The organism is Kitasatospora sp. Ki12 (assembly GCF_054601375.1).
The window spans coordinates 2,898,917-2,925,267 of the sequence record NZ_BAAIHT010000001.1 but is presented as its reverse complement, the minus strand read 5'-3'; the positions used below and the strand labels follow the sequence as shown (position 1 = coordinate 2,925,267).

Below are 26,351 nucleotides of genomic sequence, written 5' to 3'. Positions count from 1 at the left end.
CGACGGGTCTCCGAAGGAGCGCACCGCATGGCCCTCACCGGGCGAACCGCCCTGCTCGCCGCACTCGGCGCGCTCGTCGTGGGCCTGCTGCTGCCGTCGGCCGCCGGGATCTGGCTGGTCACCGGCGCGGTCCTGCTCGCCGTCGCGGTCGACCTGGTGCTCGCCGCCCCCGTCCGCGACCTGCGGTTCGGACGGGGCGGCACCACCACCGTCCGGCTCGGCGAGCCCGCCACGGTCGAACTGACCGTCACCAACCCGTCCGGGCGCCCGCTCCGGGCCCTGCTGCGCGACGCCTGGGCACCGTCCGCCTGGCGGCCCGGCACCGCCGGGACCGCCTCCCGGCACGCCCTGACCGTCCCCGGCGGCGAACGGCGCCGGGCCGTCACCGTGCTCACCCCGAGCCGCCGCGGCGACCACCACGCCCACCGGGTGACGGTCCGCTCCTTCGGCCCGCTCGGCCTGGCCGCCCGCCAGGGCTCGCACCTCGTCCCCTGGACGGTCCGCGCGCTCCCCCCGTTCGCCAGCCGCAAGCACCTGCCCTCCCGGCTCGCCCGGCTGCGCGAACTCGACGGCCGCACCTCGGTGTTGACCCGCGGCCAGGGCACCGAGTTCGACTCCCTGCGCGAGTACCTGCCCGGCGACGACGTCCGCTCCATCGACTGGCGCGCCAGCGCCCGCCGCAACACCGTCGCCGTCCGCACCTGGCGCCCCGAACGCGACCGGCACATCCTCGTCGTCCTCGACACCGGCCGCACCTCCGCCGGGCGAGTCGGCGACGCCCCCCGACTGGACGCCGCCCTCGACGCCGCCCTGCTGCTGACCGCCCTCGCCACCCGCGCCGGCGACCGCGTCGACCTGCTCGCCCACGACCTCCACAAGCGCGCCGCCGTGGCCGGCTGCTCCGCCCACGAGGTCCTGCCCGCCTTCACCAACGCGATGGCCGGCCTGGAGCCCGCGCTGCACGAGACGGACCTGCGCGCACTGGTCTCCACGGCCCTCAAGATGGCCCCCCAGCGGTCGCTGATCGTCCTGCTCACCGGCCTCGACGCGGCGCCCGTCGAGGACGGCCTGCGCCCCCTGCTGCCGCTGCTCACCAAGCGCCACGAGGTCGTCCTGGCCTCCGTCGCCGACCCCCGGCTGGACGTCCTCGCCGCCGGCCGCGGCACCGTCGAAGCCGTCTACGGCGCGGCCGCCGCCGAGCAAACCCGCGCCGACCGCCGCGCCACCGCCGACCGGCTCACCCGTCACGGCGTCACCGTCCTCGACGCCCCGCCGGCCCAGATCGCCCCCGTCCTGGCCGACGCCTACCTGGCACTGAAGGCCGCCGGCCGGCTCTGACCCGCCCGCCCTGCTTCAGCGGGGCCGGCGGTCGTTCGACTCCGCGTTGATCCGGGCCGCCTGACGCGTCAGGTGGTCCCGCTCCGCCAGGTTGGACGCCCGGTGCGCCGCCTCGACGTACAACCGCGCCGCCCTCTCCAGGTCCCCGTCCCGCTCGTGCAGGTACGCTGCCACCGCTGTGTACCTGGGCAGCGATTCGTCCAGCTGGGCGAGCGCCGCCAGCCCGGCCCTCGGCCCGTCCGCCTCACCGACGGCCACCGCACGGTTGAGCCGGACCACCGGACTGTCCGTCAGCCGCACCAACTCGTCGTACCACTCGACGATCTGCACCCAGTCGGTCTCCGCCGCGGTCGGCGCGTCGGCGTGCAGGGCCGCGACGGCGGCCTGCGCCTGGAACTCGCCCAGCCGGTCCCGGGCCAGCGCCGCCTGCAGGATCCCCACCCCCTCGGCGATCAACCCGGTGTCCCAGGTGCCGCGGTCCTGCTCCGCCAGCGGCACCAGGCTGCCGTCCGGCGCCGTCCGCCCGGCCCGCCGGGCGTGGTGCAGCAGCATCAGGGCCAGCAGTCCCGCCACTTCGGGGTCGTCGACCGCCGCCGCGAGCTGCCGGGTGAGCCGGATGGCCTCGGCGGCGAGGTCGACGTCCCCGGAGTAGCCCTCGTTGAACACCAGGTACAGGACGCGCAGGACGGTGGACAGGTCACCGGCCCGGTCGAACCGCACATCCGAGACGGTCCGCTTGGCCCGGCTGATGCGCTGGGCCATGGTCGCCTCGGGCACCAGGTAGGCCCGGGCGATCTGCCGGGTGGTCAGACCGCCCACGGCCCGCAGCGTGAGCGCGACCGCCGAAGACGGCGTCAACGACGGGTGGGCGCACAGGAAGTAGAGCCGGAGCGTGTCGTCCGCCTCCGCCGCAGGACCCGGCTCCGGCTCCTGGTCGACCAGCTCCTCACGCCGCCGACGGGCCGTCTCCGACCGGGCCGCGTCGAGGAACTTGCGCCAGGCCACCGTGACCAGCCAGCCCTTCGGATCCCGCGGCCGGTCGGTCGGCCATAGCCGAACCGCCTCGACCAGGGCCTCCTGCACGGCGTCCTCGGCCGCCGCGAAGTCTGCTCCGCGGCGGACGAGGATCCCGAGCACGCTCGGCGTGAGGCTCCGGATCAGGGCCTCGTTCATCGGAGAGGTCACTCCGTGATGGTCGGCGGCTCGGCCAGGAACGGCCGCAGCTCCAGCCACTCGTGGATCGGCTCCCCGCCGGCCCCGGGCGCGGCCGACAGCTCCCCGGCCAGCTCGACCGCCCGCTCGTAACTGTCGACGTCGATCACCATCCAGCCGGCGATCAGGTCCTTGGTCTCCGCGAACGGCCCGTCGGTCACCGGCGGACGGCCCGCACCGTCGGAGCGCACCCACGTCCCCTCGGGTGCGAGCGCCTGACCGTCGACGAACTCGCCGGTCTTCTCCAGCCGGGCCGCGAAGTCCTGCATGTACCGGATGTGCGCGGAGATCTCCTCCGGCGTCCACCGGTCCATCGGCACGCAGTTGACCGCCTCCGGGGCGCCTCGGTAGTGCTTGAGCAGCAGGTACTTGGCCATCGTGCTTCTCCCTCGGTGCTGGTGCGACCCATTGTGGCCGCGTCCACCCCGGGGACGAAGCCGGCCACGGCTTCTCGACACCATCGACCAAGATTTTTTCCAGCACCTTCCGGCTCCGTCCGGCCCGGAAACGCGAAGAACCCCCATCCGGGATCCGGATGGGGGTTCTTCTGAATGATTGTTCGGCGGCGTCCTACTCTCCCACAGGGTCCCCCCTGCAGTACCATCGGCGCTGTGAGGCTTAGCTTCCGGGTTCGGAATGTAACCGGGCGTTTCCCTCACGCTATGACCACCGAAACACTATGAAACTGTCAACCGACACCCGACCAAGAATCGGGTGGGTCGTTGTTTCAGAACAACACAGTGGACGCGAGCAACTGAGGACAAGCCCTCGGCCTATTAGTACCGGTCAACTCCACCCCTTACAGGGCTTCCATATCCGGCCTATCAACCCAGTCGTCTACTGGGAGCCTTACCCTCTCAAGGAGGTGGGAGTGCTCATCTCGAAGCAGGCTTCCCGCTTAGATGCTTTCAGCGGTTATCCCTCCCGAACGTAGCCAACCAGCCATGCCCTTGGCAGGACAACTGGCACACCAGAGGTTCGTCCGTCCCGGTCCTCTCGTACTAGGGACAGCCCTTCTCAACACTCCTACGCGCACAGCGGATAGGGACCGAACTGTCTCACGACGTTCTAAACCCAGCTCGCGTACCGCTTTAATGGGCGAACAGCCCAACCCTTGGGACCTACTCCAGCCCCAGGATGCGACGAGCCGACATCGAGGTGCCAAACCATCCCGTCGATATGGACTCTTGGGGAAGATCAGCCTGTTATCCCCGGGGTACCTTTTATCCGTTGAGCGACGGCGCTTCCACAAGCCACCGCCGGATCACTAGTCCCTACTTTCGTACCTGCTCGACCCGTCAGTCTCACAGTCAAGCTCCCTTGTGCACTTACACTCAACACCTGATTGCCAACCAGGCTGAGGGAACCTTTGGGCGCCTCCGTTACCCTTTAGGAGGCAACCGCCCCAGTTAAACTACCCACCAGACACTGTCCCTGATCCGGATCACGGACCCAGGTTAGACATCCAGCACGACCAGAGTGGTATTTCAACGGCGACTCCACAACAACTGGCGTTGCTGCTTCAAAGTCTCCCACCTATCCTACACAAGCCGAACCGAACACCAATATCAAGCTATAGTAAAGGTCCCGGGGTCTTTCCGTCCTGCTGCGCGAAACGAGCATCTTTACTCGTAATGCAATTTCACCGGGCCTATGGTTGAGACAGTCGAGAAGTCGTTACGCCATTCGTGCAGGTCGGAACTTACCCGACAAGGAATTTCGCTACCTTAGGATGGTTATAGTTACCACCGCCGTTTACTGGCGCTTAAGTTCTCAGCTTCGCCCCACCGAAATGGAGCTAACCGGTCCCCTTAACGTTCCAGCACCGGGCAGGCGTCAGTCCGTATACATCGCCTTACGGCTTCGCACGGACCTGTGTTTTTAGTAAACAGTCGCTTCTCGCTGGTCTCTGCGGCCACCCCCAGCTCAAGGTGCAAGACCCATCACCAGGAATGGCCCCCCTTCTCCCGAAGTTACGGGGGCATTTTGCCGAGTTCCTTAACCATAGTTCACCCGAACGCCTCGGTATTCTCTACCTGACCACCTGAGTCGGTTTGGGGTACGGGCCGCCATGAAACTCGCTAGAGGCTTTTCTCGACAGCATAGGATCATCCACTTCACCACAATCGGCTCGGCATCAGGTCTCAGCCTTAATGAGTGACGGATTTGCCTATCACTCGGCCTACACCCTTACCCCGGGACTACCACCGCCCGGGCTGGACTACCTTCCTGCGTCACCCCATCGCTCACCTACTACAGACTTGGACCGGCTCCACCACTTCCCTTTGCCCGAAGGCTCCGGGACGGCTTCACGGGCTTAGCATCAGGTTCGACGTTGGCGCTTCAAAGCGGGTACGGGAATATCAACCCGTTGTCCATCGACTACGCCTGTCGGCCTCGCCTTAGGTCCCGACTTACCCTGGGCAGATCAGCTTGACCCAGGAACCCTTGGTCAATCGGCGCAAGAGTTTCCCACTCTTGTATCGCTACTCATGCCTGCATTCTCACTCGTATACCGTCCACGACTGGTTTCCACCGCCGCTTCACCCGGCACACGACGCTCCCCTACCCATCACAGCAGGCGTTGGCCCTATATGCTGCAATGACACGACTTCGGTGATGTGCTTGAGCCCCGCTACATTGTCGGCGCGGAATCACTTGACCAGTGAGCTATTACGCACTCTTTCAAGGGTGGCTGCTTCTAAGCCAACCTCCTGGTTGTCTCTGCGACTCCACATCCTTTCCCACTTAGCACACGCTTAGGGACCTTAGTCGGTGTTCTGGGCTGTTTCCCTCTCGACCATGGAGCTTATCCCCCACAGTCTCACTGCCACGCTCTCACTTACCGGCATTCGGAGTTTGGCTAAGGTCAGTAACCCGGTAAGGCCCATCGCCTATCCAGTGCTCTACCTCCGGCAAGAAACACGTGACGCTGCACCTAAATGCATTTCGGGGAGAACCAGCTATCACGGAGTTTGATTGGCCTTTCACCCCTAACCACAGGTCATCCCCCAGGTTTTCAACCCTGGTGGGTTCGGTCCTCCACACGGTCTTACCCGCGCTTCAACCTGCCCATGGCTAGATCACTCCGCTTCGGGTCTTGGGCATGCAACTGGGTCGCCCTATTCGGACTCGCTTTCGCTACGGCTACCCCACACGGGTTAACCTCGCTACACACCGCAAACTCGCAGGCTCATTCTTCAAAAGGCACGCAGTCACGGCCCACCAGCAAGCTGATGAACGACGCTCCCACGGCTTGTAGGCACACGGTTTCAGGTACTATTTCACTCCGCTCCCGCGGTACTTTTCACCATTCCCTCACGGTACTATCCGCTATCGGTCACTAGGGAATATTTAGGCTTAGCGGGTGGTCCCGCCAGATTCACACGGGATTTCTCGGGCCCCGTGCTACTTGGGAGTTCTTCAAGCGAGCCGTACAGATTTCGTCTACGGGGGTCTTACCCTCTACGCCGGACCTTTCGCATGTCCTTCGACTACCCATACGGTTTCTGACTCGCCGACCGGCCGGCAGACCGATCAAGAAAAATCCCACGACCCCGCATTGGCAACCCCTGCCGGGTCTCACACCAATACGGTTTAGCCTCATCCAGTTTCGCTCGCCACTACTCCCGGAATCACGGTTGTTTTCTCTTCCTGCGGGTACTGAGATGTTTCACTTCCCCGCGTTCCCTCCACACTGCCTATGTGTTCAGCAGCGGGTGACAGCCCATGACGACTGCCGGGTTTCCCCATTCGGACACCCCCGGATCAAAGCTCGGTTGACAGCTCCCCGGGGCCTATCGCGGCCTCCCACGTCCTTCATCGGTTCCTAGTGCCAAGGCATCCACCGTGCGCCCTTAAAAACTTGGCCACAGATGCTCGCGTCCACTGTGCAGTTCTCAAACAACGACCAGTCACACACCCTCAACACTCCGAAGAGTGCCTCGAGTGAGGCCGGCACTGAGACAACGGTTACCCGTTCCCTCAGGACCCAACAACGTGCCCGACACACCCCGCAGTGCTCTGTTTTCCACGCCGAAGCAGTACTAACAGGCCCTTACGAGCTGTGCCGAATAGTCAACGTTCCACCCATGAGCGACCGTGCAGAACATTCGCCTGCAAGCGGCCATGTGCTCCTTAGAAAGGAGGTGATCCAGCCGCACCTTCCGGTACGGCTACCTTGTTACGACTTCGTCCCAATCGCTGGTCCCACCTTCGACGGCTCCTCCCCTTACGGGTTAGGCCACCGGCTTCGGGTGTTACCGACTTTCGTGACGTGACGGGCGGTGTGTACAAGGCCCGGGAACGTATTCACCGCAGCATGCTGATCTGCGATTACTAGCAACTCCAACTTCATGGGGTCGAGTTGCAGACCCCAATCCGAACTGAGGCCGGCTTTTTGGGATTCGCTCCGCCTCGCGGCATCGCAGCCCTTTGTACCGACCATTGTAGCACGTGTGCAGCCCAAGACATAAGGGGCATGATGATTTGACGTCGTCCCCACCTTCCTCCGAGTTGACCCCGGCAGTCTCCTGTGAGTCCCCATCACCCCGAAAGGCATGCTGGCAACACAGAACAAGGGTTGCGCTCGTTGCGGGACTTAACCCAACATCTCACGACACGAGCTGACGACAACCATGCACCACCTGTATACCGACCACAAGGGGGCACCCATCTCTGGATGTTTCCGGCATATGTCAAGCCTTGGTAAGGTTCTTCGCGTTGCGTCGAATTAAGCCACATGCTCCGCTGCTTGTGCGGGCCCCCGTCAATTCCTTTGAGTTTTAGCCTTGCGGCCGTACTCCCCAGGCGGGGAACTTAATGCGTTAGCTGCGGCACCGACGACGTGGAATGTCGCCAACACCTAGTTCCCAACGTTTACGGCGTGGACTACCAGGGTATCTAATCCTGTTCGCTCCCCACGCTTTCGCTCCTCAGCGTCAGTAATGGCCCAGAGATCCGCCTTCGCCACCGGTGTTCCTCCTGATATCTGCGCATTTCACCGCTACACCAGGAATTCCGATCTCCCCTACCACACTCTAGCCTGCCCGTATCGAATGCAGACCCGGGGTTAAGCCCCGGGCTTTCACATCCGACGCGACAGGCCGCCTACGAGCTCTTTACGCCCAATAATTCCGGACAACGCTCGCACCCTACGTATTACCGCGGCTGCTGGCACGTAGTTAGCCGGTGCTTCTTCTGCAGGTACCGTCACTTGCGCTTCTTCCCTGCTGAAAGAGGTTTACAACCCGAAGGCCGTCATCCCTCACGCGGCGTCGCTGCATCAGGCTTTCGCCCATTGTGCAATATTCCCCACTGCTGCCTCCCGTAGGAGTCTGGGCCGTGTCTCAGTCCCAGTGTGGCCGGTCGCCCTCTCAGGCCGGCTACCCGTCGTCGCCTTGGTAGGCCATTACCCCACCAACAAGCTGATAGGCCGCGGGCTCATCCTGCACCGCCGGAGCTTTACACCAACCCCCATGCGGAGGAAGGTCATATCCGGTATTAGACCCCGTTTCCAGGGCTTGTCCCAGAGTGCAGGGCAGATTGCCCACGTGTTACTCACCCGTTCGCCACTGATCCACCCCGAAGGGCTTCACCGTTCGACTTGCATGTGTTAAGCACGCCGCCAGCGTTCGTCCTGAGCCAGGATCAAACTCTCCGTGAATGTATACCCGTAATCGGGTCGACACCCGCGTTGAGCGGCACGGCAACCACCGGAATAGGGCGGCCCCGCGCACTGCGTCCTCGCTAGTGTTTTACTTCAAAAGGAATCTCCAACCCCAGAGCAATCTGAGGCCGGGGATGTCAACATATCTGGCGTTGACTTTTGGCACGCTGTTGAGTTCTCAAGGAACGGACGCTTCCTTCAGGCCGCCTTCCAGCAGGCCCTCCGGGCTTCGTTCTTTCGTGTTTCCAGCTTACCAGATGTTTTCCGCTCCGTTTACCCGGAGTTTCATTCATCCGATTCCCGTTGGGGGGATTTCCTGCAAACTTCGCTACGAAGCTTATCAAAGCTTCGGATGTGCTCAGTTCGCGGGATTTGCTTCGTCGGAGGGCGCGCATTTCGTGAAACGCGCTCGCCTCGATTTCGGCGGTGTCGTAGACACTAACGCCCGGGCCCGACCGTTGTCCAGTCAGTCCCAACCGTTCAAACCTACTAGCCCACCCTCACCACGTCAATGGTTCGGCCGGGGTGAGAAGAAGACTAGCAGGTCAGAGGGAGTGTCGATCACATCGCCTCAGGCCGCGACGGGCTGCAGGTCCGCCCGGTCGGCCGCGTCGACGTCGCCGGACTCGCCGTCCTCCGCCGCCTTCCGGCCGAGCACCAGGGCGTAGAGCAGGAACGCGATCTCGGCCAGCACGCCGATGGCGATCCGGGCCCAGGTCGGCAGGCCGGACGGGGTCACGAAGGCTTCGAGGACACCGGAGACCGCCAGGACGGTCGCGAGCCCCATCGACATTCCGATGATCGAGCGCCCCTCTTCCGCCAGCGCCACCCCGCGCGTCCGCGGGCCGGGGTCGATGACGGTCCAGCCGAGGCGCAGGCCGAGGCCGCCGGCCACGAAGACCGCGGTCAGTTCCAGCAGGCCGTGCGGGATGAGCAGGCCGAGGAAGACGTCGAGCCGTCCGGCGGAGGCCATCAGCCCGACGCCGAGGCCGAGGTTCACCACGTTGGTCCACATCACGTAGATCACCGGGATGCCCAGCGCGATCCCGAACAGCAGGCACTGCACGGCGATCCAGGCGTTGTTCGTCCAGACCTGTGCGGCGAAGGAGCTGGCCGGCCGGTCCGAGTAGTACGCCTCGTACTGTCCGCCGGGGCGGGTCAGCTCCTGGAGGTGTTCGGGGGTGAGGAGGCCGTTGCGGACCTCCGGGTGGGTAGCCATCCACCACGCGATCAGGGCGGTGCCGATCAGCGAGACGACCGCGACCGGCCCCCACCAGCGGCGCGCGCGGTAGAGCGCGGCCGGGAAGCTGACCGTGTAGTAGCGGGCGACGTCCTGCCAGCCGTTGGTGCGGGCGCCGGTGACGGCGCTGCGGGAGCGCGAGACCAGGCTGGTGAGCCGGCTGAGCAGCGCCGGGTCCGGGGCTGCGGCCTGGACCTTGGCGAGGTGGCCGGTGGTGCGCTGGTAGAGGGTGACCAGTTCGTCGGCCTCCTCGCCGCTGAGTCGGCGCCTGCGGGCGAGGGCGTCCAGCCGGGCCCACTCCCCCTGGTGGGTGGCGACGAAGACGTCCAGGTCCATTCGGCGGCTCCATGATCGGCGGTGGGCGCGGACGCGCGTGCGCGGGCGGGCGGGCAGGTGCGGACAACCGCGGCCCAGCATGCCAGCAGCGGGCCCGGGGACGGCCCTCGGGATCTCACTTCCCGTGCGCCCACCGGGCCCCGTATGTTTGCGGCTGCGGATCAGACTGCGGAGAGCGGGTCGTGGGGGGCCGATCCGGGACGATCCCCTCCCCGGCGCTGCCGCTTCCCGGCGGTCCCGGATCTCCATGGACGAGCCGTACGGGCTCCAAGAGCGTGAACGGACAGGTGTCTTGAGCGACCTGGTGACGGGTGAGGCGGTCGTCCTCGGCCTGCAGACGGCGAAGCTTCCGAGCCGGGCACTGGCGATCGTGCTCGATCTGCTCGTGGAGTTCGCCGCCCTGTTGGTGGTCACCCTGCTGTTGAGCGTCGCCCTGGTCGGCCTCGACGGCGCGGCGCTGGCGGCCACGATGATCGGCCTGACGGTGTTCTTCCTGGTCGCCGTTCCGGTGATGGTCGAGACCCTCACCCACGGCCGCTCGCTCGGCAAGGCCGCGCTCGGCCTGCGGGTGGTGCGCACCGACGGCGGACCGGTGCGGTTCCGGCACTCCCTGGTGCGCGGGCTGGTCGGCTTCTTCGAACTGATCGCGCTGTCCGGCTCCCCGGCCTTGATCACGTCGGCGGTGAGCGTGGAGGGCAAGCGGCTCGGCGACATCTTCGCCGGGACGGTGGTCGTCCGCGAGCGCACCCCGGGTGCGGGCGGCTCCGGCACCCCGCTGCCGCCGGTGCACCCGCACCTGCTGCAGACGATGGGCCATGACCTGGTCGCGATGGACTTCTCCGCCGTTCCGGAGCCGCTCTGGCTCGCCGTCCGCCAGCTGCTGGGCCGGATCGGCCAGTTGGACCCGGCGGTGATGCACCGGATGACGGCCGGGCTGGCCGAGGACCTGTCGGCCCGGATCGGCCGGCCGATACCCGCGGGGCTGCACCCGGCGGCGTACCTGGGTGCGGTGCTCACCGAGCGCCAGCGCCGGGAGTGGACGCGCGTCCAGGAGCAGCTGTGGGCGGCCGGGCGGATGCCCGCGCAGATGTCCGCTCCCGGACCGGCCGCCGGCCCGGCGCCCACCCCGGCCGACGGACGGCCTCTGCGGGTGCTCGGCGTCCCGGCCGCGCCCGCACCGACCACGCCCTTCCCCCAGGCCGCCCCCGTCACCCCGGCGGCACCCGCCCCGGTCGCACCGGCGCCCGTCGCATCAGCGGCCCCGGCAGCACCGGCAGCTCCGGCCGCACCGCCGGCCCCGTCCTTCGAGAAGCACGCCGCCGGCACCGGCTTCGCCCCGCCCTCCTGACGGCCCGGGGCCCGGGCGGCCGGCTACTCCTCGCTCCCCACCCGCCAGGCGTTCGGCGCCGACTCCAGCTCCTCCAGCTCGACCCCGTCCGCCGACAGCACCACGTCCCCGGCCAGGTGCACGACCTGCTGCTCCCCCGTCTCCAGGTCCGCGACCTGGTAACGCTCGACCAGCAGCGGCCCCGAGTCCGTCGCGTGGGTGTCGACGCCCTCCAGCAGCCACCCCTGGTCGAGGGTGCGCGGCGCCAGGACCGGCTCGGTGAACGCCACCAGCCGCACCCGCGCGCTCGCCCCCTCCCGCAGGCGCAGCAGCCGGGCGGTGGCGACCAGGAAGCCCGGCGAGCGGCCGGTGAAGGCGTGCGCCCGGTCGTGCCCCTCCACCGTGTGCTCGCCGCCCGGGTCCGCCGCGGCGGTCCGGACCCAGGCGACCCCGTCCACCGCCCCGCCGCGCACCTGCCAGCCCCCGGCCCGCAGTTCCATCCGCAGCGGCCGGGCCCGCGAGTCCAGCGTGAGGTCGACACCGCCGATCACCCGGCCGTCCGGCGCGTAGGTCTTGGAGACGTACCGCCAGCCGGCCGCCCCGGGGGCGCAGCTGAAGCGCTCCTCGCCGAGCAGGACGTGGTCGTGCGTGTCGTGGAGCGAGTACCGGCCATTGGGCATGCCCGAAAGCCTACGTGCGCACTCGCATGCAACATTCGCCGGTGGTGCGCGCATTAGGGGGGTGGACGGCACCGGACGGGTGCCGCCGCCACGACGAGAGGGGGTGCGGATGGCGAAGCAGACGCGCGACGAGGAGTTCACGGAGTACGTGGCCTCCCGGAGCGGCTGGCTGCGGAAGGTCGCCTATCTGCTGTGCGGGGACTGGCACCGGGCCGACGACCTGGTCCAGGAGACGATCACCAAGCTGTACGTGAACTGGGCGAGAGCCGCACGGCTGGAGAACCGGGACGGCTACGCCCGCCGGGTGCTGGTGAACACCTTCCTGGGCGAGCAGCGCACCGCGTGGTGGCGCCGCACCGTGCGGACCGACAGCGACCCGGACACCGCCGCCGTGGGGGTCGACCTGGACGCCGCCCTCGACCTGCGCCGGGCCCTGGCCGCCCTGCCGCCGCGCCAGCGGGCCACGGTCGTCCTGCGGTACTACTGCGATCTCTCGATCGATCAGGCCGCCGAGGCCATGGACTGTTCGCCGGGCAACGTGAAGAGCCAGAGCTCCCGCGCGCTCGAAGCCCTGCGCAGGACCGTCGTTCCCCACCCCTCCGTCGCAGAGAGGACGTCATGACCATCGGACCGGACGAGCTGACCGACCGCCTGACGGCCCTGGCCGAGGAACCGGCCCCGCCGCCCACCTTCGACCCGACCGCGTCCATCGTCCGCGGGCGGTCCCGGCTGCGCCGGCGCCGTGCGGCCGTGTTCGGCACGGTGGCCGCGGTCACGGCCGCCGTGGTCACCACCACCCTGCTGCTGCCCTCCGGCGGCAACGCACCGGGCACCACCCGGCTCGTGCCGGCGGGCCAGGGCGAGGCGGGCATGCCGGCCCCCTCCGCCCCGCCCGCGACGCCGGTCGGCGACGACACCGACCCGCTGGTCAGCGGTGGCACCTTCGGCTGGCTCCCGGACTGGCTGGACCGTCAGCACGCCATCGGCTACCAGGCCGGCGGGGGCCTCGTGATCACCCGGGCGGGCCAGGCCGGCCCGTCCGGGCGGCAGCTCGAACTCATCGTCCATCCGGACGGCGCCGAGCCCCCGCTGGTCCGGACGTCACAGCAGCAGGAGGAGAAGGTCCCGGCCCCGGCGGTCAACGGCCGGACGGCGTACTGGGTGACCAGCCCCGCGCAGCCGACGTTCGACAGCGGGCGGCGCACCCTGCGCTGGCAGACCCCTTCGGGCCAGTGGGCGCAACTGGTGTCGAACCGCCCGCAGGGCGCCGAAGTCCCCGACGATGTGCTGCTCCGGGTCGCGGCCGACGTCAAGGTCGGCGCGACGCCCGTCCCCCTGCCGTTCCGGCTGTCCGGACTGCCGGACGGTCTCCGGCCGACCTTTGCCGAACTGCGCCGGGCCGACAACGGGCAGCCCTGGTCCGTCACCCTCGGCTTCTCGGTCGACGAGATGGGCGTCGGGATCATCGTGGCCCCGGCGGGCGGCCCCGCTCTCGGGAAGAGCCTGACCAGCTGCCGGACGGAGCAGGACCTGCAGATCTGTGCGACCGCCGAGTCCGACAGCCTGGCGCTGGTCGAGCGGTTCGGGGGCCTGGCGGCCGTGACCGCCCTGGTGCGTCCGGTCGGCGCGGACGAGCGCGCCTGGACCACGAACGTCCTGCGCTGACCCGACGGCCCGGACATGCCGGTGGCCGGCACCCCGTGCGGGGGTGCCGGCCACCGGCGTTCGTACCTCAGCGGCGCCGCATCAGTAGCGGTACTGCTCCGGCTTGTACGGGCCCTCGACCGGGACGCCGATGTAGTCGGCCTGCTCCTGGCTCAGGGTGGTCAGCTTCACGCCCAGCGCGTCGAGGTGCAGGCGGGCGACCTTCTCGTCCAGGTGCTTCGGCAGCACGTAGACGCCGATCGGGTACTCCTCGGTCTTCGTGAACAGCTCGATCTGGGCGATCGTCTGGTTGGCGAAGGAGTTGGACATCACGAAGGACGGGTGGCCGGTCGCGTTGCCCAGGTTCAGCAGGCGGCCCTCGGACAGCATGATGATGGTGTGGCCGTCGGCGAAGCGCCACTCGTGGACCTGCGGCTTGACCTCGGTCTTCACGATGCCCGGCAGCTTCGCCAGGCCCGCGATGTCGATCTCGTTGTCGAAGTGGCCGATGTTGCCGACGATCGCCTGGTGCTTCATCTTCTCCATGTGCGAGGCAAGGATGATGTCCTTGTTGCCCGTGGTGGTGATGAAGATGTCCGCGATCGAGACGACGTCCTCCAGGGTGGTGACCTGGTAGCCGTCCATCGCCGCCTGCAGCGCGCAGATCGGGTCGATCTCGGTGATGATCACGCGGGCGCCCTGGCCGCGCAGCGACTCGGCGCAGCCCTTGCCCACGTCGCCGTAGCCGGCGACGACGGCGACCTTGCCGCCGATCAGCACGTCGGTGGCGCGGTTGATGCCGTCGATCAGCGAGTGGCGGCAGCCGTACTTGTTGTCGAACTTCGACTTGGTGACGGCGTCGTTGACGTTGATGGCCGGGAACAGCAGCTGGCCGTCACGGTGCATCTCGTACAGGCGGTGGACACCGGTGGTGGTCTCCTCGGTCACGCCCTTGATGGTGGCGGCGACCTCGGTCCACTTGTTCGGGGTGTCCTTGAGGGTGCGGTTGAGCAGCTCCAGGATGATCCGGAACTCGTCGTTGTCCGCGGTGGACGGGTCCGGCGCGGCACCGGCCTTCTCGAACTCGACGCCCTTGTGGATCAGCAGGGTGGCGTCGCCGCCGTCGTCGAGGATCATGTTCGGGGTCTTGCCCTCGGGCCAGGTCAGGGCCTGCTCGGTGCACCACCAGTACTCGTCCAGGGTCTCGCCCTTCCAGGCGAAGACCGGCACGCCCTGCGGGTTCTCCGGGGTGCCCTCCGGACCGACCGCGATGGCGGCGGCCGCGTGGTCCTGGGTCGAGAAGATGTTGCAGGAGCACCAGCGGACCTCGGCACCGAGCGCCGTCAGGGTCTCGATCAGCACGGCGGTCTGGATCGTCATGTGCAGCGAGCCGGTGATGCGGGCGCCGGCCAGCGGCTTCGACTCGGCGTACTCGGCGCGGATGGCCATCAGGCCGGGCATCTCGTGCTCGGCCAGCTGGATCTCCTTGCGGCCGAACGGCGCCAGGGAAAGGTCGGCGACCTTGAAGTCACCGGTGATGTCGGTCGACATGCGTCTGCTCCTCGCTGATGGGGTGGGGCCAAAGGTCCGGTCGTGTGTCGCGCGCGGCCGGCCGTACGGGTGCACGGCCGCACCGGGGCCACCGGATCCCCGCGGTGGCGGACCGGCTCCCTTGCGCAGCACAAACCGTCGGAGGACCTCTCTCCCTCGACCGGCGCACACCCTACGGGTGCGGACCGCCGATCGACCGCCATCAGCAGCGACGTTCTGGCTCTGGTGACGAATCTACACCGATGGCCCCGCCGGCCGTCCGGCGATGACCGATTTCGGTCCCCGGCCCGACCGGTCCTCAAGCGGTGTCACTCGCCCGCTCGCCTCCGGGGCGCTCCGACCCGGCGCCCGGACCGTCAGTGCGCGGCGTCGGGGCCCGGGCCGCCGGGCGTGGCGGCCGGGTCCTCGCCCGCCGCGGCCTTCTCGGCGCTGTAGACGTCGGGCTCCAGGTAGATCGACCGGGCGATCGGGACCACGGCCCGGACCCGCTCCTCGGCGGCGTCGATGGCCTCCGCCACCCGGGCGGCGCTGTCCTCCGCGTTGACGGCGATCTTGGCGGCCACCAGCAGCTCCTCGGGGCCGAGGTGCATGGTCCGCATGTGGATCACCCCGGTGACGGACCGGCCGTCGACCAGCGCCTCGCGGATCCGCCGCACCGACTCCTTGTTTGCGGACTCGCCGAGCAGCAGCGACTTGGTCTCCAGGGCGAGCACCACGGCGATCACCACCAGCAGGACGCCGATGCTCAGGGTGCCGATGCCGTCCCACACGCCGTCACCGGTGATCACGGTGAGCCCGACGCCGAACAGCGCGAGCACCAGGCCGACCAGCGCGCCGGTGTCCTCCAGCAGGACGACCGGCAGCTCCGGGGCCTTGGCGGTACGGATGAACTGCGTCCAGCTCTGGCCGCCCTTGACCTTCGCCGACTCGCGCACCGCCGTGAGGAAGGACCAGCCCTCCATCGCGATCGCGAAGACCAGCACGCCGACCGCCCAGCCCCAGGAGTCCAGCGCCTCCGGGTGGTTGACCTTGTGCCAGCCCTCGTAGATCGCGAACAGGCCGCCGACGCTGAACAGCACGATGGCCACCAGGAAGCCGTACACGTAGCGCTCGCGGCCGTACCCGAACGGGTGCTCCTCGTCCGCCGCCCGGCGGGCCCGCTTGCCGCCGACCAGCAGCAGCACCTGGTTGCCGGAGTCGGCCACCGAGTGCACGCCCTCGGCCAGCATCGAGGAGGAGCCGGTGAAGCCGAAGGCGGTGAACTTGGCCGCCGCGATCGCCAGATTCGCGGACAGCGCCGCCACCAGTGCCTTGGTGCCGCCTTCGGTGCTCATGCCTACAAGTCCTCACGGGTCGGGTCAGCGTCGTCGAGCGCCTACCGTACCGGCCGGGCGGCCGGGTCCGTCCGAAGGTCTCAGGACTGCGCGGCGGCGAGGCCCAGGTAGACGGCGGCGAAGTCGGTCAGCGCGACCAGGTCGGCCAGCGCGTGCAGCGCCTCCGGCCGGGTGCTCGCGTACTCGGTGAGCCGGACGTCGTGCGCGGCGGCCAGCCGGTGCGCCCGGGCGACGCCGAAGCTGCGCGGGCCGGCGTCCTCCTCCGGCACCTCGGCCGGGCCGTCCTGCTCCTCCGTCGCTCCGGCCGGGCCGGGGGCCTGCCGCAGCAGCAGGACCTGCAGGTGCAGCGGGTCGGGCTCCTCGACCCGGTCGCGGAAGAAGTCGTCCGGGTCCGCGCCCGCGCCCAACTGCCCGGTGAACATGCCGCGGTGGGCGGTGAGCACCTGCGGCAGCGCGCCGGCCAGCGCGGGCCGTCCGGCCCGGTCGGCCAGCTGGGCGGCGAAGCGGGCGGCGGCGGCCCCGGCGACCGGGCCCTCGGCCCACAGCAGCGGGACCGTCCCGGCCAGCCGGGCGGCCAGGCTCTTCGCCGGGTTGGTGTACGCGGCGGCGTCGGGGCGGCAGCGCACGGCGGTGGCGTCCAGCAGGTCGGCGACACCGGGCAGCGCGTCGTACGGCAGCTGGGTCAGGCCGATCTTCTGGGCGAGCGCCAGCAGCGGGGTGAGGTGGGACCAGAGCGCGGCCGGGTCCTCGGCCGGCAGGTCCGGCTCGGCGGCCGCGGCGGGCGGGCCGTCCTCGGGCAGCACCGAGGTCACGTACGGCAGCGGCAGCGCGCGCACCTGCAGGGCCGCCGCTGCCAGCGGGCTGCCCTCGGGGGCGGTGACGACGATGGCGCAGCCGCGCGCGTAGGCCTGCTCGGCGAGCGCGACCAGGCCCTGCTCGCCGCCGTCGGCGGAGCTGATCGCCAGCAGGTCGAGCGGTCCGGCCCAGCCGGGCAGCTGCCAGCCGAGCCCGGCGGTGAACGCGGGCGGGGCACCCGCCCGGTCGGCGCGCGGGGCGGCCGCCTCGGTCGGCGGCAGCGGGACGACCAGGCTGGCGGTGCCGGCCAGCGCGGCCAGCATCTCGGCCGCGGTCAGCGCGCTGCCGTGCCCGGCGACCAGGACGGCGCGCGGGCGGCCGTCGGGGCGCAGCCGTTCGAGGCCGGCCGCGTCGGCCTGCCGCAGCGCGGTGCGGACCCGGGCGCCGGCGCCGGCCAGCGCCAGCAGGGCGCGGTCCTGGTCGGCGCGCTGGAGGGCGGCCGGATCGTCGAGCAGGGTGTCGTCGAGCATGCGGCGGGCCTCCGGCTGCGCTCCTGGACGGCTGGCGGGCTGGCGGGGTGGGGCTTCGCGGGACGGGACTCAGCGGGGTGGGGCTCGGCGGTGCGGGCTTCGCCCCCAGGATCAGGCCGGGCGGCGGGCCTCGTCCACCAGGAGCACCGGAATGCCGTCGCGAACCGGGTAGATGAGGCCGCACTCGGCGCCGGTGCAGACCAGTTCGGGCTGCTCCTCGGTGCCGCCCTCGACGAGGCCGGCCCGGCACTGCGGGCAGACCAGGATCTCCAGGAGGAAGGATTCGAGCTTCATGGGGCTCTCCAAAGATCGGTGACGGCACGGAGGTGCCCCGGCCGATAGGCAACCCTACCGGCCGGGGCACCGCCCGCTGAGGTCAGGCGCGTCCGCTCGACGGCGTCCGCTCAGGCGCGGCCGCTCACGTGCGTCCGCTCAGGCTCCGTCGGCTCAGCCGCGGACGACGGCGAGCACGCCGTCGCGCAGCTCGGCCATCTTCGCCGGGTCCTTGGCCTCGACGTTCAGGCGCAGCAGCGGCTCGGTGTTGGAGGCGCGCAGGTTGAACCACCAGTCCGGGCCGGCCACGGTGAGGCCGTCCAGCTCGTCGACGCTGGTGCCCTCCAGGCCGGCGTAGGCGGCGCGGACGGCGGCGGTGCTGGCGGCCTGGTCGGCGACGGTGCTGTTGATCTCGCCGGAGGCGGCGTAGCGGTCGTACTCGGCGGTGAGCGCGGACAGCGTGCCCGGCTGCCCGCCGAGCGCGGCCAGCACGTGCAGGGCGGCCAGCATGCCGGTGTCGGCGCGCCAGAAGTCGCGGAAGTAGTAGTGCGCGGAGTGCTCACCGCCGAAGACGGCGTCGGTGACGGCCATCTCCTGCTTGATGAAGGAGTGGCCGACCCGGGTGCGGACCGGCTTGGCGCCCAGCTCGCGGACCACCTCGGGGACGGTCCAGGAGGTGATCAGGTTGTGGATGACGGTCGGCTCGGCCTCGCCGGCGGCCTGGGCGCGGGCGATCTCGCGGGCGGCGACCAGGGCGGTGATCGCGGACGGGGAGACCGGCTCGCCGCGCTCGTCGACGACGAAGCAGCGGTCGGCGTCGCCGTCGAAGGCCAGGCCCACGTCGGCACCGACCTCGCGGACCTTGGCCTGCAGGTCGACCAGGTTCTTCGGGTCGAGCGGGTTGGCCTCGTGGTTCGGGAAGGTGCCGTCCAGCTCGAAGTACATCGGGACGAGCTCGATCGGCAGGCCGTCGAAGACGGTCGGCACGGTGTGGCCGCCCATGCCGTTGCCGGCGTCCACGGCGACCTTGAGCGGGCGGATCGCGGTGAGGTCGACCAGGCCCAGCAGGTGGTCGGCGTAGCCGCGCAGGGTCTCCTGCTCGGAGAGCGCGCCGGGCTTCACGTCCTTGGCCGGGACCGTGACGGTGTCGTCCTCGGCCGTCCAGGACTCGACCAGCTCGCGGATCTCGGACAGGCCGGTGTCCTGGCCGACCGGGGCGGCGCCGGCCCGGCACAGCTTGATGCCGTTGTACTGGGCCGGGTTGTGGCTGGCGGTGAACATCGCGCCGGGCAGGTCGAGCTTGCCGCTGGCGTAGTAGAGCTGGTCGGTCGAGCAGAGCCCGATCCGCACCACGTCGGCGCCGTAGGCCGCGGCGCCCTCGGCGAAGGCCAGGCTGAGTGCCGGGGAGGAGGGGCGCATGTCGTGGCCGACCACGATCGCGGTCGCGCCGGTGACCTGCACGAACGCGGCACCGAAGGCCCGGGACAGGCTCTCGTCCCACTGGTCCGGGACGACGCCTCGGACGTCGTACGCCTTCACGAGCTGCTTGAGGTCGCGCACTGCGGCTCCACCCTGGTCTCTGTACTGGTCGGTCACGGTACGGCCACCGCCCGTCCGGTCGACGGGCGCGGTGGCGGTAGACCGGCAGCGTACCCGGGCCGGACGAACGTCCCGTGCCGGGAGAGTCCTCAGTTGTCGGGCGAGCGCAGCACCCGGAGGTGGCCGCGGCGGCTGCCCTCGGTGGACTCGCCCTCGGGCGCGCGGCCCTGACGGGGGGTCTGCGGGCGGGCGGCCTCGCGCACGGCGTTGGCGAGGGCCTCCAGGTCGTCGCTGCTGCGGCGCAGCGGCCCCGGCGAGAGGGCGAGCCGGACGACCTCCCAGCCGCGCGGGGCGGTGAGGCGCTCGGCGTGCTCGGCGCACAGGTCGTAGCAGTGCGGCTCGGCGTAGGTCGCGAGCGGGCCGAGGACGGCCGTCGAGTCCGCGTAGACGTACGTCAGCGTTGCGACGGCCGGCCGGCCGCACGCGGTCCGCGAACAACGACGTACAGAGCTCACGAGGGTGGACGGTACCGCACTCCCCGCCGGGGAGCGAAGACCGCCTGCCCGGAGGGTGTGCCGTGTCGCCCTCCGAGCGCCGGGGCCGCGTATCGGCCGCCCCGGGCGATTCCCCGCCGGAGTGGTCCACTTCCGACCGTCCAAGGACTACTCTCGGCAGTGATATGGACAGCTCCGCACCGCAGTCATCGACAGGCCCAGCGCGCCGCCCCCGGCACCGCGACCGGCACGGCAGGGGGCTGCGCGGGCCGCTGGCGCCGCCGCAGGTGCCGATCTCGCTCACCCGCTCCGAACTGTTCGACGACTACGTGCGCGAGTCGGTGGAGCGGCTGGAGCGGCGTTGGCCGCAGCTGATCGAGGTGGAGTTCGCCGTCCAGGAGGTGCCGCTGCGCGATCCGGACGGCGCCGACGCCGAGGACGGCGTGCCGCTGGGGCGGGTGTCGCCGGGCAAGCAGGGCCGCAAGAGCCAGATCGTGGTGTACCGGCGGCCGGTGGAGATCCGGGCGAAGACCCGGGAGGACCGCGCGGCCCTGGTGCACGAGATCCTGATCGAGCAGGTCGCCGAGCTGCTGGGGCTCTCGCCGGACGCGATCGACCCGCGCTACGACGAGGAGTGAGCTGACGGAGGGGGGTGGCACCCGCGGGTGCCACCCCCCTCCGTCAGCCGTCCGTCGGCTCAGCGCAGGACGTCGGATCAGCGCAGGAGGACCGCTCAGCGCAGGACGACCGCTCAGCGCAGGACGACGCCCGGGTCCTGGGCGGCCTGCGGGACCTTGACGGTGCTGTGGTCGTCGCGCAGCGCCTGGACGGTGAACATCGGCACGTCCTTGGCCGGGATGGAGAGCATCCGGGCCGCGACCACCGGGCCGCCGGAGAGGGTCTCCACGGTGAGCGCGAAGACGCCGTTCAGCCCGGCGGGCTCGGGCGCCGGGAGCGCGACGGTGCCGCCGGCCGGGACCTGGACCTCCTTGGTGGCCGGGGTGCCGCCGCCGCTGCCGGCCGAGGCGGTGACCCGGACGGTGGCGGCGTCGCCGGCGGAGGTCAGGAAGAGCGTCGAAGCGCCGGCCCGGTTGTCGGCGACGGTGGCGCGGGCACCGACCGGGTTGCTGCCGGTGAGCCAGGCCGCGTCGCTCTTGCCGTTGCCCGCCGCCCGGTCCACCCGCAGCCCGGCCACGATCGGGGTGGGGTGCTTGTCGTCGCTGGGCGACAGCCGCAGCCCGGCGACCTCGTCACGGGTGACCTTGCCGAGGTCGACGGCGGCCACCATGCCCGCCTTGACGTGGATCGACTCGTTGCCGGCGGGGGTGAACCAGCCGTTCTTGCCGGACAGCTGGATCTTCAGGTCGGCGTCGTCCTCCGGCGGAGCCCAGACCACCAGGCGGGCGCTCGAGGTGTCCGCGGGCAGGCCGGGCAGCACCTGGGTGGCGGCCGGGGCGGCCGAGGCCGGGATCCAGTCGGCGCCCTTGTTGCCGTCGGCGGCGTGCAGCGCGGCGCCGATCCGGCCGGAGCGGACCACCACGTGCACGGCGAGGTCGGTGACGGCGCCCTTGCTGAGGGTCGACAGCAGGACGGACTGGGAGCTGCCGGGGGCGACGGTGAGGCCGTTGGCCGCGTCGTTCTCGATCAGGCCCTTGTCGCCGTACAGCTTGATGTCGACGACGGCGGCGGAGGACTCGGTGTTGACCAGGCTGAGGTAGTCGACCCGGTCGCCGGCCGTGCTGGCCCCGGCGAACCAGAAGCCGGTCCCGGCCGGGGTGCAGGTGAGGCCGGACAGGCCGAGGCCGCGCTGCTCGGTGACCACGGTGGTCTGGGTGACGGTGAAGCCCGGGGCGAGGACGCCGCTGCCGACCGCCCCGGTGCCGGACGCGGTGTCGCCGTTGGCCGCCGGCCCGCTGGCCGGGGTGCCGGGCTTGGCCAGGGTCAGCCGGGCGTCCGCGGGCGCGGCGTTCTTGTCCGGGACCGGCGCGGCCGGGGCGCCCGAGCCGGTCGCGGCCGGGGTGGCGGGCGCGGTGGGCGTCGGGGTGGCCGCCGCCGAGGGGGTGCCGGAGGGCTGCGCGGCGGGTACGGCGGGCGCGGCCGCGTCGGCGAGCCAGCCGGCGCCGCCGGTGGCCGGTCCTGTCCCGGGCGGGGTGTACGCGGTGAGCGTGGTCGAGCCGGTCAGGCCCTGCAGCGGCTGCGGGCAGACCGCCGCCGTCCGCTCGACCTGCGCGGTGCTCGGGGCCGCGGCCGCGTCCGCCCGGGCCGGGGCGGCCGGCGGGCGCACCTGGGCGATCCCGAACACCGCCGCGAGCACCACGGCGGCGGCGAGCAGGGACGGGGTGGTCCTCGTCCCGCCGGCCTTCCCGGCGAACCGGCTCGCCCCGGCGGCCGGGGCGGCCTCGGCCGGCTCCGCCGGGCGGGAGCTCCCGACGGGCTCAGGGGCCTCGTCGGGGCCGGACTTCTTCCTGAATGCGGGCTTCTTCATCGCGGGTCAGCTCCCCGATCCGGGCTGGTGCGGGTACCGGCCGGTGCCGTTGGGGTCGTTCGGGTCGTAGTACGGGTCGGCCTGCTGCTGCCCCGGCACCCAGGGCTGCTGGTGCTCCGGCTGCTGGTACGGGTCGTAGCCGTAGGGCTGCTGCTCCGGCTGGTACGGCTGCTCGAAGCCCTGCTGCTCGTAGCCCTGGTCGTAGCCCTGCTGGGGGTGGCCCTGCTGGGGGTGGCCCTGCTCGGGGTAGGCCTGCTGCTGGGGTGCCCCCCAGTCGCCCTGGCCGCCGTACGGCGCGGTCACCGGCTGCTGGGCCGCGTACTGGTCGTAGCTGTACGGGTCGGCCTGCTGGTACGTCTGGTACGGGTCGGTGTACGGCTCGGCCTCCTGGACGGCGGCGGCCGCCTGGACCGCCCCGGTCACCGGTTCGCCGGCCGGCTGCGCCGGGACGGCGCCGGGCCTGCCCTCGTACACCCCGGACTCGTCGGTGCCGGGCTCGCCGCCCTCGCCGCGCTCCGCCATCCGGCGGGCCCGGCGGCTGCCGGGGGCGGGCGCCTGCGCCTGGGCGGCGGCGGCCAGCGCGGCGGCGGCCACCACCTCCTCGGGCAGGTCGTCGTCGTTGTGGTTGCGGCGGCCGGGCAGGGCCAGCACCAGCACGGTCAGGCCGAGCAGCACCTGGGCCCAGATCCAGCCGGTGTGGGCGAGGCCGCCCTCCCGGGTGACGGCGAGCTTGCCGCCGCCGGCCGGGAGCTTGAAGCCCTGCGCCCAGCCGTCGACCGTGGTGGGCTCCAGCGCGGTGCCGTCCAGGGTGGCCTTCCACTCCGGGGCCGCGGACTCGGCGAGCCGCAGCACCCGGCCGTCCGGGCCGGCCGGGACGGTGGCCGCGAGGTCGCGGGTGCCGGACGGGACGACCACCGGCTTGCCGCCCGGGGTGGTGATCACCGCGCGGACCGCGGGGACGCCGCTGACCTGCCAGAGCGCGGCACCGTTGTCCTGGTTGGCCTTGACCAGGCCGGGCGTGGTGTCCAGGACGTCCTTGAAGACGTCGATCACCGGCTGCCGGACCAGCACGTAGGCGATGCCGTAGCCGGCCAGCGCACTGGCCTGGTCGGCGCCGGACCCGGCCAGCAGGCTGCCGACCGTCTTGTTCAGGCCGTCCTGGGTGCCGGTCGCCGGGTCCACCGTGGACTCGGCCTGGCCGAGCGTCAGGCCGGCGCCGCGCAGCACGGTGTAGCGGACGGAGCCGCCGGTCTTCTCCCCGGTGACGACCAGGGTGCGGGCCCGGTCGGTGGTGCCGGCCTCCTCGGCGATGAAGGCGGGCACCTGGCCGGCCTCGCCGCGGTCCAGCGGCTTGCCGGGGCCGGTCAGCGCCCACCACAGGCCGGTGCCCAGCGGGGCCAGCACGGCCGCGGCCACCACCAGGGCGGCCACCGGCTGGCGCCAGCCGAAGGCGATCCCGGCGACGCGGGCGTTGGCGCCGTCGGCGCCGATCGCGGCCGCGGCCAGCAGGGCGATCCCGGCGATCAGGGTGGCCGGGCCGGCCCAGGCGGGCACCGCCGGGCCGCCGGAGGCCGGGGTGACGGAGGTGCCCGCCACCACGACCGAGAAGACCAGGCCGGCGCCGGCCGCGCCCCAGGCGGCGAGCACCGCGCGGCGGCGGTCGGCGCGCAGCAGCGCGGCGAGCGCGGCGAGCACGACGCCCGCCGACAGCCAGACCGGCGGCACGCCGGCGCCGCCCGGGTTGACCAGCAGCAGGCCGGCCGCGCTCGCGCCGGCGCCGTTCAGGCCGGGCAGCCCGGCCTCCAGCAGCAGCCACTGCGGGTGCGACAGCACGCTGAGCGACCACGGGGCCAGCACGCCGACCGGGACCGCGAGGATCACCAGGACGCGCAGGCCGAGCAGCCGCAGCGCCGTACCGCCGGAACCGAACGCGCCGCCGCGGACCACCGCGACGACCAGCATCGCCAGGCAGAGCGGCACCGCGAGCGCCCAGGTCAGCGGGACGAAGGCGGTGGCCAGGGTGAGCAGCAGGACGGCCATCCAGACCGGCCGCCAGCCCGGGCGGGCGCCCTTGGCGGCGCTCTCGTCCCGGATGCCGAGGCCGGCCGCGATCGCCGCGGCGCGGGCCAGCGGCGGCAGCAGCACGGCGAGGACGGCGGTGCCGATCCGGCCCTGGGCGAGCGCGCCGGTCGCGGCGGGCAGCAGCGCGTAGGTGGCGCTGGCCCAGGCGCGGACGAGCTTGGAGTCCAGCAGCGGCCGGGACACCAGGTAGGCGCTGACCGCGGCCAGCGGGACGGTGAGCACCACGAGCACGGTGAGCGCGAGGTCGGCGTGGCCGAAGAACAGCCAGGAGAGCACCGCGAGCACGCCGAGGTACGGCGGCGCGGCGGAGGTGGAGCCGGTGCCGACCGGGTGCCAGGCGTCCGCGTACATCGACCAGAGGCCGCCGGCGCCGTCGGAGGCGGGCAGCAGCGCGCCGCCGAACAGCGCGCCGCTGCCGAACAGGCCCCGGCAGGCGACCAGGGCGAACACCAGCAGGGCCGCGAACAGCACCGGCGCCGGGCGCCGGGCGAGCTTCTTGACCAGCGCGAACTGCTCGACGACCAGGTCCTCGGAGTCCTCGTCGCCGCCGGCCTCGGCCGAGCCGTGCCGGCCGCCGGTGTCGTCGCCGCCCCCTATCCCGAGCGAGCCGATGACGCCCTCGACGGCGAGCCGGGTGGTGGCGCCGGGCGCCGGGAAGAGCGTGCGGTCGTCCAGGGCGTCCGCCGCCCTGGTCCGGGCGCGCCGTTTGCGGGCGGCCAGCAGCCTCGGCAGCCGGACGAGTTCGTGGCCGAGGCCGGCGAGCTCGTCGAAGGCCTGCCGCGGGTCCTTGCCGAGCAGGTTGGTGACGGCCCGCACCAGCGTGCCGAGCACCAGCCGCAGCAGGACGTAGGGGAACAGCGCTCCCCGGCAGTTGGCGAGCAGGGTGTAGACGGCGCCCGCCTTGTCCACCCGGTGCGGGTGGCCGCCGCCGCAGTCGATGGCGCGGCGCTCGCGGCTGGCCGCCTCGGCGTGCCGCAGCACGGCGTCCGGGGCGATGACGACGCGGTGGCCGGCGGCGTTGACCCGCCAGCAGAAGTCGGTGTCGTCCCGCATCAGCGGGAGGGCCTTGTCGAAGCCGCCGAGCTCCTCGAAGACGTCCCGGCGCACCAGCATGCCGGCGCTGGAGACGGCGAGCACCGGGCGGACCTGGTCGTGCTGGCCCTGGTCCTGCTCCCGGCGGTCGAGGCCGGTCCAGCGCCGCCCGGAGCGGGCGATCGTCACGCCGACCTCCAGGAGCTGGCGGCGGTCGTACCAGCTGCGCAGCTTGGGGCCGACCACCGCGGCGCTGGGGGTGGAGTCGGCGACCTGGAGCAGGCGGCGCAGCGCGTCGGTCTGCGGCTCGCAGTCGTCGTGCAGCAGCCAGAGCCACTCGACCGGCTCGGTCTCGCGCGGGCCGCCGCGGCCGAGGTCGTCCTCCTGGGCGAGCGGGTCGCCGAAGTCGTCCCAGCCGCCGGTGACCGGGTCGTAGCCGGAGGGGTCGAGCCGGTACGGCAGGTCCTCCGGGCGCAGCGGCGGGCTGTTGAAGACGGCCTCGGCGACGGCGGTGCCGAAGCCGGCCCGGCGGCCGAGGACGAGCGGGCCGCTGTCCGGCAGCCAGTCGGCGAGGGTGTCCGCGAGCAGCTGCGGGGAGTTGTCGGTGGAGCCGGTGTCGACCGCGAGGACGCGCTGGACCTGGCGGTCCTGGCCGAGCAGGCCGGCCATCGCCTGCGGGAGCCAGCGGGCTCCGTCGTGCGAGACGATCACCGCGGTGACCAGGTGGCGCGGATAGGCGGGTGGCCTGGAAGCGGTGAAGCCGCTCTGGTGGCTGTAGACGGTCATCGAGT

General features: G+C 71.2%; 17 protein-coding genes and 3 rRNA genes. 5 read left to right on the top strand and 15 right to left on the bottom strand.

The window, feature by feature from the left end:
- The first annotated feature begins 27 nt into the window (after positions 1 to 27).
- Positions 28 to 1,338, top strand: coding sequence for a DUF58 domain-containing protein (locus ACYP53_RS12915; protein WP_189926408.1), 1,311 nt, complete (start codon positions 28 to 30; stop codon positions 1,336 to 1,338).
- A gap of 15 nt (positions 1,339 to 1,353) precedes the next feature.
- Here the strand turns inward: ACYP53_RS12915 and ACYP53_RS12910 are convergent, their stop codons facing one another.
- From ACYP53_RS12910 to ACYP53_RS12885, 6 genes are all read right to left on the bottom strand, one after another.
- On the bottom strand, positions 1,354 to 2,511 hold the full coding sequence (locus ACYP53_RS12910; RefSeq protein ID WP_459647975.1) for an RNA polymerase sigma factor: 1,158 nt from the start codon (positions 2,509 to 2,511) through the stop codon (positions 1,354 to 1,356).
- Between the two features lie 8 nt (positions 2,512 to 2,519).
- Positions 2,520 to 2,927, bottom strand: coding sequence for a YciI family protein (locus ACYP53_RS12905; protein ID WP_189926406.1), 408 nt, complete (start codon positions 2,925 to 2,927; stop codon positions 2,520 to 2,522).
- Positions 2,928 to 3,107: 180 nt separating this feature from the next.
- A 5S ribosomal RNA gene (gene rrf, locus ACYP53_RS12900) occupies positions 3,108 to 3,224 on the bottom strand.
- A gap of 82 nt (positions 3,225 to 3,306) precedes the next feature.
- Positions 3,307 to 6,421 (bottom strand): 23S ribosomal RNA (locus ACYP53_RS12895).
- A 270-nt stretch (positions 6,422 to 6,691) separates the two neighbouring features.
- A 16S ribosomal RNA gene (locus ACYP53_RS12890) occupies positions 6,692 to 8,215 on the bottom strand.
- The 16S, 23S and 5S rRNA genes sit together here, the layout of an rRNA operon.
- 574 nt (positions 8,216 to 8,789) lie before the next feature.
- Positions 8,790 to 9,794: a stage II sporulation protein M gene (locus ACYP53_RS12885; protein ID WP_189926224.1), complete on the bottom strand. Its 1,005-nt coding sequence runs from the start codon at positions 9,792 to 9,794 to the stop codon at positions 8,790 to 8,792.
- A gap of 292 nt (positions 9,795 to 10,086) precedes the next feature.
- Here ACYP53_RS12885 and ACYP53_RS12880 point away from each other — a divergent pair, with 292 nt between their 5' ends.
- Positions 10,087 to 11,142, top strand: a complete 1,056-nt coding sequence (locus ACYP53_RS12880; RefSeq protein WP_459647443.1) for an RDD family protein — start codon at positions 10,087 to 10,089, stop codon at positions 11,140 to 11,142.
- 23 nt (positions 11,143 to 11,165) lie between these two features.
- Here the strand turns inward: ACYP53_RS12880 and ACYP53_RS12875 are convergent, their stop codons facing one another.
- A complete protein-coding gene (locus tag ACYP53_RS12875; protein WP_189926220.1) occupies positions 11,166 to 11,801 on the bottom strand; it encodes a hypothetical protein in 636 nt (211 codons plus the stop codon).
- A 109-nt stretch (positions 11,802 to 11,910) separates the two neighbouring features.
- Between ACYP53_RS12875 and ACYP53_RS12870 the strand changes: the two genes are divergently transcribed.
- Together ACYP53_RS12870 and ACYP53_RS12865 are read left to right on the top strand one after the other, a co-directional pair.
- Positions 11,911 to 12,423, top strand: a complete 513-nt coding sequence (locus ACYP53_RS12870) for a SigE family RNA polymerase sigma factor (protein ID WP_459647442.1) — start codon at positions 11,911 to 11,913, stop codon at positions 12,421 to 12,423.
- Positions 12,420 to 13,466, top strand: a complete 1,047-nt coding sequence (locus ACYP53_RS12865) for a hypothetical protein (protein ID WP_459647441.1) — start codon at positions 12,420 to 12,422, stop codon at positions 13,464 to 13,466. The genes ACYP53_RS12870 and ACYP53_RS12865 overlap by 4 nt, the downstream gene beginning before the upstream one ends.
- Before the next feature lie 81 nt (positions 13,467 to 13,547).
- Here the strand turns inward: ACYP53_RS12865 and ahcY are convergent, their stop codons facing one another.
- From ahcY to ACYP53_RS12835, 6 genes are all read right to left on the bottom strand, one after another.
- Positions 13,548 to 14,996, bottom strand: a complete 1,449-nt coding sequence (gene ahcY / locus ACYP53_RS12860) for an adenosylhomocysteinase (protein WP_189926214.1) — start codon at positions 14,994 to 14,996, stop codon at positions 13,548 to 13,550.
- Between the two features lie 356 nt (positions 14,997 to 15,352).
- Positions 15,353 to 16,330 carry a cation diffusion facilitator family transporter gene (locus ACYP53_RS12855; RefSeq protein WP_189926212.1) on the bottom strand — a complete coding sequence of 326 codons (978 nt, stop codon included), beginning with the start codon at positions 16,328 to 16,330 and terminating at the stop codon, positions 15,353 to 15,355.
- 80 nt (positions 16,331 to 16,410) lie between these two features.
- Complete coding sequence (locus tag ACYP53_RS12850; protein WP_459647440.1) at positions 16,411 to 17,655, bottom strand: SIS domain-containing protein; 1,245 nt, start codon at positions 17,653 to 17,655, stop codon at positions 16,411 to 16,413.
- Positions 17,656 to 17,766: 111 nt separating this feature from the next.
- On the bottom strand, positions 17,767 to 17,949 hold the full coding sequence (locus tag ACYP53_RS12845) for a Trm112 family protein (RefSeq protein ID WP_189926208.1): 183 nt from the start codon (positions 17,947 to 17,949) through the stop codon (positions 17,767 to 17,769).
- A 153-nt stretch (positions 17,950 to 18,102) separates the two neighbouring features.
- Positions 18,103 to 19,488 (bottom strand): phosphomannomutase/phosphoglucomutase, encoded by a 1,386-nt coding sequence (locus ACYP53_RS12840; protein ID WP_459647439.1) that lies wholly within the window; start codon positions 19,486 to 19,488, stop codon positions 18,103 to 18,105.
- A gap of 128 nt (positions 19,489 to 19,616) precedes the next feature.
- Positions 19,617 to 19,982 (bottom strand): DUF3499 domain-containing protein, encoded by a 366-nt coding sequence (locus tag ACYP53_RS12835; RefSeq protein ID WP_229929271.1) that lies wholly within the window; start codon positions 19,980 to 19,982, stop codon positions 19,617 to 19,619.
- A 164-nt stretch (positions 19,983 to 20,146) separates the two neighbouring features.
- On the opposite strand from ACYP53_RS12835, the gene ACYP53_RS12830 reads away from it, so the two are divergent.
- The gene (locus ACYP53_RS12830) at positions 20,147 to 20,599 is read left to right on the top strand and encodes a metallopeptidase family protein (protein WP_189926204.1); all 453 of its coding nucleotides are present in this window, start codon (positions 20,147 to 20,149) and stop codon (positions 20,597 to 20,599) included.
- 113 nt (positions 20,600 to 20,712) lie between these two features.
- Here ACYP53_RS12830 and ACYP53_RS12825 read toward each other — a convergent pair whose 3' ends face one another.
- Positions 20,713 to 22,446, bottom strand: a complete 1,734-nt coding sequence (locus ACYP53_RS12825) for a DUF5719 family protein (RefSeq protein ID WP_459647438.1) — start codon at positions 22,444 to 22,446, stop codon at positions 20,713 to 20,715.
- A 6-nt stretch (positions 22,447 to 22,452) separates the two neighbouring features.
- Positions 22,453 to 26,346, bottom strand: a complete 3,894-nt coding sequence (locus ACYP53_RS12820) for a glycosyltransferase family 2 protein (protein WP_459647437.1) — start codon at positions 26,344 to 26,346, stop codon at positions 22,453 to 22,455.
- Positions 26,347 to 26,351: the final 5 nt, after the last annotated feature.

Excerpts from the sequence above, each read along its gene's own strand:
- ACYP53_RS12915 (WP_189926408.1), top strand. The coding sequence starts at position 28 with ATGGCCCTCACCGGGCGAACCGCCCTGCTCGCCGCACTCGGCGCGCTC.
- ACYP53_RS12885 (WP_189926224.1), bottom strand. The coding sequence starts at position 9,794 with ATGGACCTGGACGTCTTCGTCGCCACCCACCAGGGGGAGTGGGCCCGG.
- ACYP53_RS12820 (WP_459647437.1), bottom strand. The coding sequence starts at position 26,346 with ATGACCGTCTACAGCCACCAGAGCGGCTTCACCGCTTCCAGGCCACCC.
- ACYP53_RS12825 (WP_459647438.1), bottom strand. The coding sequence starts at position 22,446 with ATGAAGAAGCCCGCATTCAGGAAGAAGTCCGGCCCCGACGAGGCCCCT.
- ACYP53_RS12830 (WP_189926204.1), top strand. The coding sequence starts at position 20,147 with ATGGACAGCTCCGCACCGCAGTCATCGACAGGCCCAGCGCGCCGCCCC.
- ACYP53_RS12905 (WP_189926406.1), bottom strand. The coding sequence starts at position 2,927 with ATGGCCAAGTACCTGCTGCTCAAGCACTACCGAGGCGCCCCGGAGGCG.
- ACYP53_RS12850 (WP_459647440.1), bottom strand. The coding sequence starts at position 17,655 with ATGCTCGACGACACCCTGCTCGACGATCCGGCCGCCCTCCAGCGCGCC.
- ACYP53_RS12855 (WP_189926212.1), bottom strand. The coding sequence starts at position 16,330 with ATGAGCACCGAAGGCGGCACCAAGGCACTGGTGGCGGCGCTGTCCGCG.
- ahcY (WP_189926214.1), bottom strand. The coding sequence starts at position 14,996 with ATGTCGACCGACATCACCGGTGACTTCAAGGTCGCCGACCTTTCCCTG.
- ACYP53_RS12870 (WP_459647442.1), top strand. The coding sequence starts at position 11,911 with ATGGCGAAGCAGACGCGCGACGAGGAGTTCACGGAGTACGTGGCCTCC.
- ACYP53_RS12865 (WP_459647441.1), top strand. The coding sequence starts at position 12,420 with ATGACCATCGGACCGGACGAGCTGACCGACCGCCTGACGGCCCTGGCC.
- ACYP53_RS12910 (WP_459647975.1), bottom strand. The coding sequence starts at position 2,511 with ATGAACGAGGCCCTGATCCGGAGCCTCACGCCGAGCGTGCTCGGGATC.
- ACYP53_RS12845 (WP_189926208.1), bottom strand. The coding sequence starts at position 17,949 with ATGAAGCTCGAATCCTTCCTCCTGGAGATCCTGGTCTGCCCGCAGTGC.
- ACYP53_RS12875 (WP_189926220.1), bottom strand. The coding sequence starts at position 11,801 with ATGCCCAATGGCCGGTACTCGCTCCACGACACGCACGACCACGTCCTG.